At 43.2% G+C, this 5,043-nt stretch carries 4 protein-coding genes; 3 read left to right on the top strand and 1 reads right to left on the bottom strand.

Annotated elements, in window-relative coordinates; all coding sequences use genetic code 11:
- The first annotated feature begins 65 nt into the window (after positions 1-65).
- Genes VNZ46_RS23795 through aroC form a run of 3 tightly spaced genes read left to right on the top strand, consistent with a single transcriptional unit; the run spans position 66 to position 3,566 of the window.
- Positions 66-1,205 (top strand): chorismate mutase, encoded by a 1,140-nt coding sequence (locus VNZ46_RS23795; RefSeq protein ID WP_325563281.1) that lies wholly within the window; start codon positions 66-68, stop codon positions 1,203-1,205.
- Between the two features lie 2 nt (positions 1,206-1,207).
- Complete coding sequence (gene aroA, locus VNZ46_RS23790) at positions 1,208-2,461, top strand: 3-phosphoshikimate 1-carboxyvinyltransferase (protein ID WP_325563279.1); 1,254 nt, start codon at positions 1,208-1,210, stop codon at positions 2,459-2,461.
- Positions 2,462-2,477: 16 nt separating this feature from the next.
- On the top strand, positions 2,478-3,566 hold the full coding sequence (aroC, locus tag VNZ46_RS23785; RefSeq protein WP_325563277.1) for a chorismate synthase: 1,089 nt from the start codon (positions 2,478-2,480) through the stop codon (positions 3,564-3,566).
- A 60-nt stretch (positions 3,567-3,626) separates the two neighbouring features.
- Here aroC and VNZ46_RS23780 read toward each other — a convergent pair.
- Positions 3,627-5,043: alpha-ketoacid dehydrogenase subunit beta (locus VNZ46_RS23780; RefSeq protein WP_325563275.1), on the bottom strand; the 1,417-nt coding region annotated here is incomplete at its 5' end.

Below are 5,043 nucleotides of genomic sequence, written 5' to 3'. Positions count from 1 at the left end.
CGCCAAAAACGATAAAGTATAATTTAAAGAACAAAAATATTTAAAACTAAAAAACCCCACCAATAATGAAACTAAATTTGAACATTCAGCCTCTAAGCAGTTGGTTAAACGTAAAAAACGAGCCATTAATTATCTCTGGTCCATGCAGTGCTGAAACTGAAGAACAATTATTATCTACTGCACATTTATTAGCCGCCACAGGAAAAGTATCTGTTTTAAGAGCTGGAATCTGGAAACCACGTACCCGTCCGGGAGAATTTGAAGGTATCGGAAGCATTGGTCTGGAATGGTTAAACAAAGCCAAAGAGCAAACGGGCTTGCCAACAGCAGTTGAAGTAGCCACTGCAAAACACGTAGAAGAAGCATTAGCAGCGGGCGTGGATATCCTATGGGTAGGTGCCAGATCTACAGCAAACCCTTTTACTGTACAGGAAATTGCCGACGCATTAAAAGGCGTGGATATCCCTGTATTGGTTAAAAACCCTGTAAACCCAGACTTGTCTTTATGGATTGGTGCCTTGGAAAGAATCAACAATGCCGGAATCACTAAATTAGGTGCGATCCACAGAGGTTTCTCTTCTTTTGAAAAAAGCTCTTTCCGTAATGAACCAATGTGGGAACTGGCCATTCAGTTGAAAACACTTTGCCCGGGATTACCAATCATCAACGATCCAAGCCATATCTGTGGTAACCGCGAACTGATCCCTTATATTGCACAAAAAGCACTGGATCTTGATATGCAAGGTTTAATGATCGAGTCTCACATTGATCCTTCAGTAGCCTGGACAGATGCCAAACAACAAGTTACCCCTGCCGCTTTAGCAGAACTTGCAGAACGTTTCAGCCTTCGTAAACCAGAATCTAAAAACGAAGAATTTACAGATAAACTGGCCGACCTAAGAAAACAAATTGACAAAATCGATGACCTGATGATCCAAAAATTAGGCGAGCGCATGGCTATCGTAGAAAAAATTGGTCAATACAAAAGAGATAACAACGTAACCATTCTACAGGTAAACCGTTGGGATGAGATCATGCAAAAAAGAACTGCCTTTGCAAAAGCACTGAACCTTGACCTGAACTTCACAGAGAGATTCCTGGAACTGGTACATGGCGAATCCATCAGAAAACAAACAGAAATCATGAATGCTGGCAAGGCCGAAAAAGGAATTGCTGCAGAAGCACACACCGAAGTTAAAGCCTAACAATGAGTAAAAATGCGCTTGTTTCTTTTAATGGGAACAGACATATAGACACAGAAATTACCCTTACGGGTTCTAAAAGTGAGTGCAACAGAGCATTGATCCTGGCCGCACTGAGCAAAGGAACTGTAACAGTAGAAAACATGTCTAATGCTGCAGATACCGTTACTTTAGACCGCATTCTGAACAATATTCCGCAAAATCATCCACATCAGCATACCGTTGATGTGGGGCCTGCGGGTACAGCAATGCGCTTTCTTTCAGCATATTTATCTGCCGCAAATGGTAATTTTCTACTTACCGGGACAGAAAGGATGAAACAACGGCCGATTGGAATCCTTGTAGAAGCACTGAAAGCAATTGGTGCAGAAATCACTTATGCAGGAGAAGAAGGTTTTCCGCCGCTAAACATCACAGGTCCTTTAAACCAAAAAACCAATACGGTAAAGATTAAAGGCGATGTAAGCAGCCAGTACATCTCTTCATTATTAATGGTGGCCTCTGCATTAAAACATGGGCTTACTTTAGAAATAGAAGGTGAACTGACTTCTCTTCCATACGTGAATATGACGCTGGATATGCTGAAAGAAGCTGGCATTACACACAGCTGGTCTGAAAACAGGATCACCATCGAACCACAGCCTTTCCAATCTGCCACACTAACTGTAGAGCCGGACTGGAGCGCTGCTTCTTATTGGTATGCTATCGCGGCCCTCGCAGAGAAAGCGCAGATCAGCTTACCTTACCTGAAAGATAAAAGTCTCCAGGGAGATAGCCGCATCCGTGAAATTATGCTCGCTTTTGGCGTACAAACAACAAAAACGTCCAATGGCATCTGTCTAATCAGTTCTGATAAAAACTTCGGCAAGGAAATTCTTGATTTGAAAGATTGTCCGGACCTGGCACAAACTATTATTGTTTGTGCGGCGGCACTTAGAAAAAACCTGGTCTTTACTGGACTTGAAACCTTAAAGATTAAAGAAACAGACCGGGTAAAAGCGCTGCAGAATGAACTGGCTAAAATTGGCGTGGTTTTAACTGAAAACAATAAGGTATATACCTTAAATTGCGACAAACTTGAATTTCCTGAACGCGTTAGCTTCGCTACTTATGAAGACCACAGGATGGCCATGGCTTTTGCCCCGCTAGCCTTGCTGATCAAAGAAGTAGTGCTGGAAGAAATGGATGTGGTTGAAAAATCCTATCCCGATTTCTGGAGAGACTTACAAAAAGCAGGTTTTACCGTAAATGAAATCTAATTTTAAATAAAAAAATATGGCTGGAAATACCTTCGGGCAATTGTTTAAAATATCCACCTTTGGTGAATCACACGGAAAAGCGATCGGGGTTATCATCGACGGTTGTCCTTCACAATTACCTATAGACATGGAATTTATCCAGTCGGAACTGGATAAAAGAAGACCAGGGCAATCCAAGATCACCACCCAGAGAAAAGAAAGTGACACTGTAGAGGTTCTTTCCGGGATTTTTGAAGGTCAAAGTACAGGAACGCCAATTGCATTGCTGATTCCTAACGAAGACCACAGATCAAAGGATTATGAACATAATAAAGATGTTTACCGTCCGTCACACGCCGACTATACCTATGACGCCAAATATGGCATCAGAGACCATAGAGGCGGCGGCCGTTCTTCTGCCCGGGAAACAGCTGCACGTGTTGCAGCTGGTGCTGTAGCTAAATTGCTCCTCAAGCACCATGGAATCGAAATATTTGCCCATGTTTCTGCGGTCGGAAAGATCAACGCACCTCATCTTGACGACCTTAAAATCGACGAATTGCTTCAGATCAGAGAGGAAAACATTGTACGCTGCGCAGACCCGGCAACGGCAAAAGAGATGATCGAATGCATTGACGCAGTTAGAAAAGATGGAGATACCATTGGCGGTAAGGTGAGTTGCATGATTCGTAACTGCCCTCCCGGCCTGGGTGATCCGGTTTTCGATAAATTACATGCAGATCTTGGCAAAGCAATGCTCAGTATCAATGCAGTACATGGATTTGAATATGGTTCTGGATTTTCAGGCAGTGAAATGAGAGGATCAGAACACAATGACATCTTTCTTCCCACCAGTGGAGCCCCTAAGACGCTGACCAATTTTTCTGGTGGTATTCAAGGGGGAATCTCCAACGGTATGGAAATCAATTTCACCGTTGCATTTAAACCTGTAGCCACCATTATGCACAATCAGCAAACCATTAACGCAGCCGGAGACGCCGCAGAGATCAAAGGCAAAGGACGCCATGATCCCTGTGTGGTTCCAAGAGCAGTCGTTATTGTCGAAGCTATGGCAGCACTGGTCCTAGCAGACCATTTGCTCAGAAACAAAACAAGCAGGCTATAGCCTGCTTGTTTTGTTTCAATCGTTTGAGATCCTGAGATAAACTCAGATCGACGAAGCAATTTAAAAAATAGAAGGATATTTAGAAGCATTCGTATCGTGCATCATCTTGTAAACCGCTTCAACAACATCATCCACTGAAGGTTTGCTGAAATAATCTCCATCAGAACCATACGGCGGGCGATGTGCTTTTGCAGCTAAAGTTTTAGGCTGTGCATCCAAAGCATAATAGCCTTGCTGGTCTTCCAGAATCTGCTGCAGAATATAAGCACTTGCGCCACCTGGAACATCCTCATCAACAACCAATAGCTTATTGGTTTTCTGTAAAGAACCTGCACAAACTTTGTTCAAGTCAAAGGGCAACAAAGTCTGCGGATCAACAATTTCTACAGAAATCCCCATTTGAGCCAATTCCTCTGCAGCTTCTTCCACTATACGTAAAGTGGAACCGTAAGAAACCACAGTAATATCTGTACCTTCCTGAATAACCTCAGCCTGCCCAAGCGGAACAGTATAAGATCCAACATTTTCAGGTAATTTCTCTTTCAAGCGGTAGCCATTCAAACATTCAATAACAATAGCAGGCTCATCAGAACGGAATAAGGTATTATACATTCCAGCAGCCTGGGTCATATTACGAGGTACACAAAGATGTAATCCGCGCAACGAACCTAAAATCATTGAAATTGGGGATCCCGAATGCCATACACCTTCCAGTCTGTGTCCGCGCGTTCTGATGATCACCGGCGCTTTCTGTCCGGCTTTAGTCCGGTAAGATAAACTGGCCAGATCATCACTCAAAATATTTAAAGCATATAGCAGATAATCCAGGTATTGAATCTCCGCAATTGGCCGTAAGCCACGTAAGGCCAATCCAATCCCCTGTCCTACAATAGTCATTTCACGAATACCCGTATCGGTAATCCTCAGCTCACCATATTTAGCCTGTAAACCGGCAAAACCCTGATTTACATCTCCAATATTACCCAAATCTTCTCCAAAAGCTACCAGACGCGGATCGCGGGCAAAATTGGCATCGAAACAAGCATTTAAAATCTCCCTTCCATCTACCATTTTTCCCTGGTCCTCGTATTCCGCTGCCACCTGATCAACCAGGAACGGACTTTCTTTTCCGTCTGTAAACAGCTTAGAATTGTAACGATCTGCATTCAGGTCTTCCTGATCTGCATACCATTGTACAAGTGCACTACGCTCTGCAGATGGTTTATCTATCGTTAAGCGCAACGCTCTTCTTACAGAAGAAAATACTTCTTTACGTTGGGCATCCGCAGCACCGGATAATTCCGATGCAATTTTAGCTAGCCTATTATCCCCTTTGGCTAAGGCAGAAACCATATTAACTACCTGATCTTTTTCCGTTTTAATAGAAGCCAGATATTCATTCCAGGCTTCTTTTTGTGCATCGCGCACCAGTTGTTTAGCCGTTGCTTCCAACTCGGTAATCTCTTCTTCCGTAATC

This window comes from Pedobacter sp. (assembly GCF_035566355.1).
Lineage (GTDB): Bacteria > Bacteroidota > Bacteroidia > Sphingobacteriales > Sphingobacteriaceae > Pedobacter.
The sequence above is the reverse complement of the archived record's forward strand: the minus strand, read 5'-3'. Positions and strand labels throughout refer to the sequence as shown.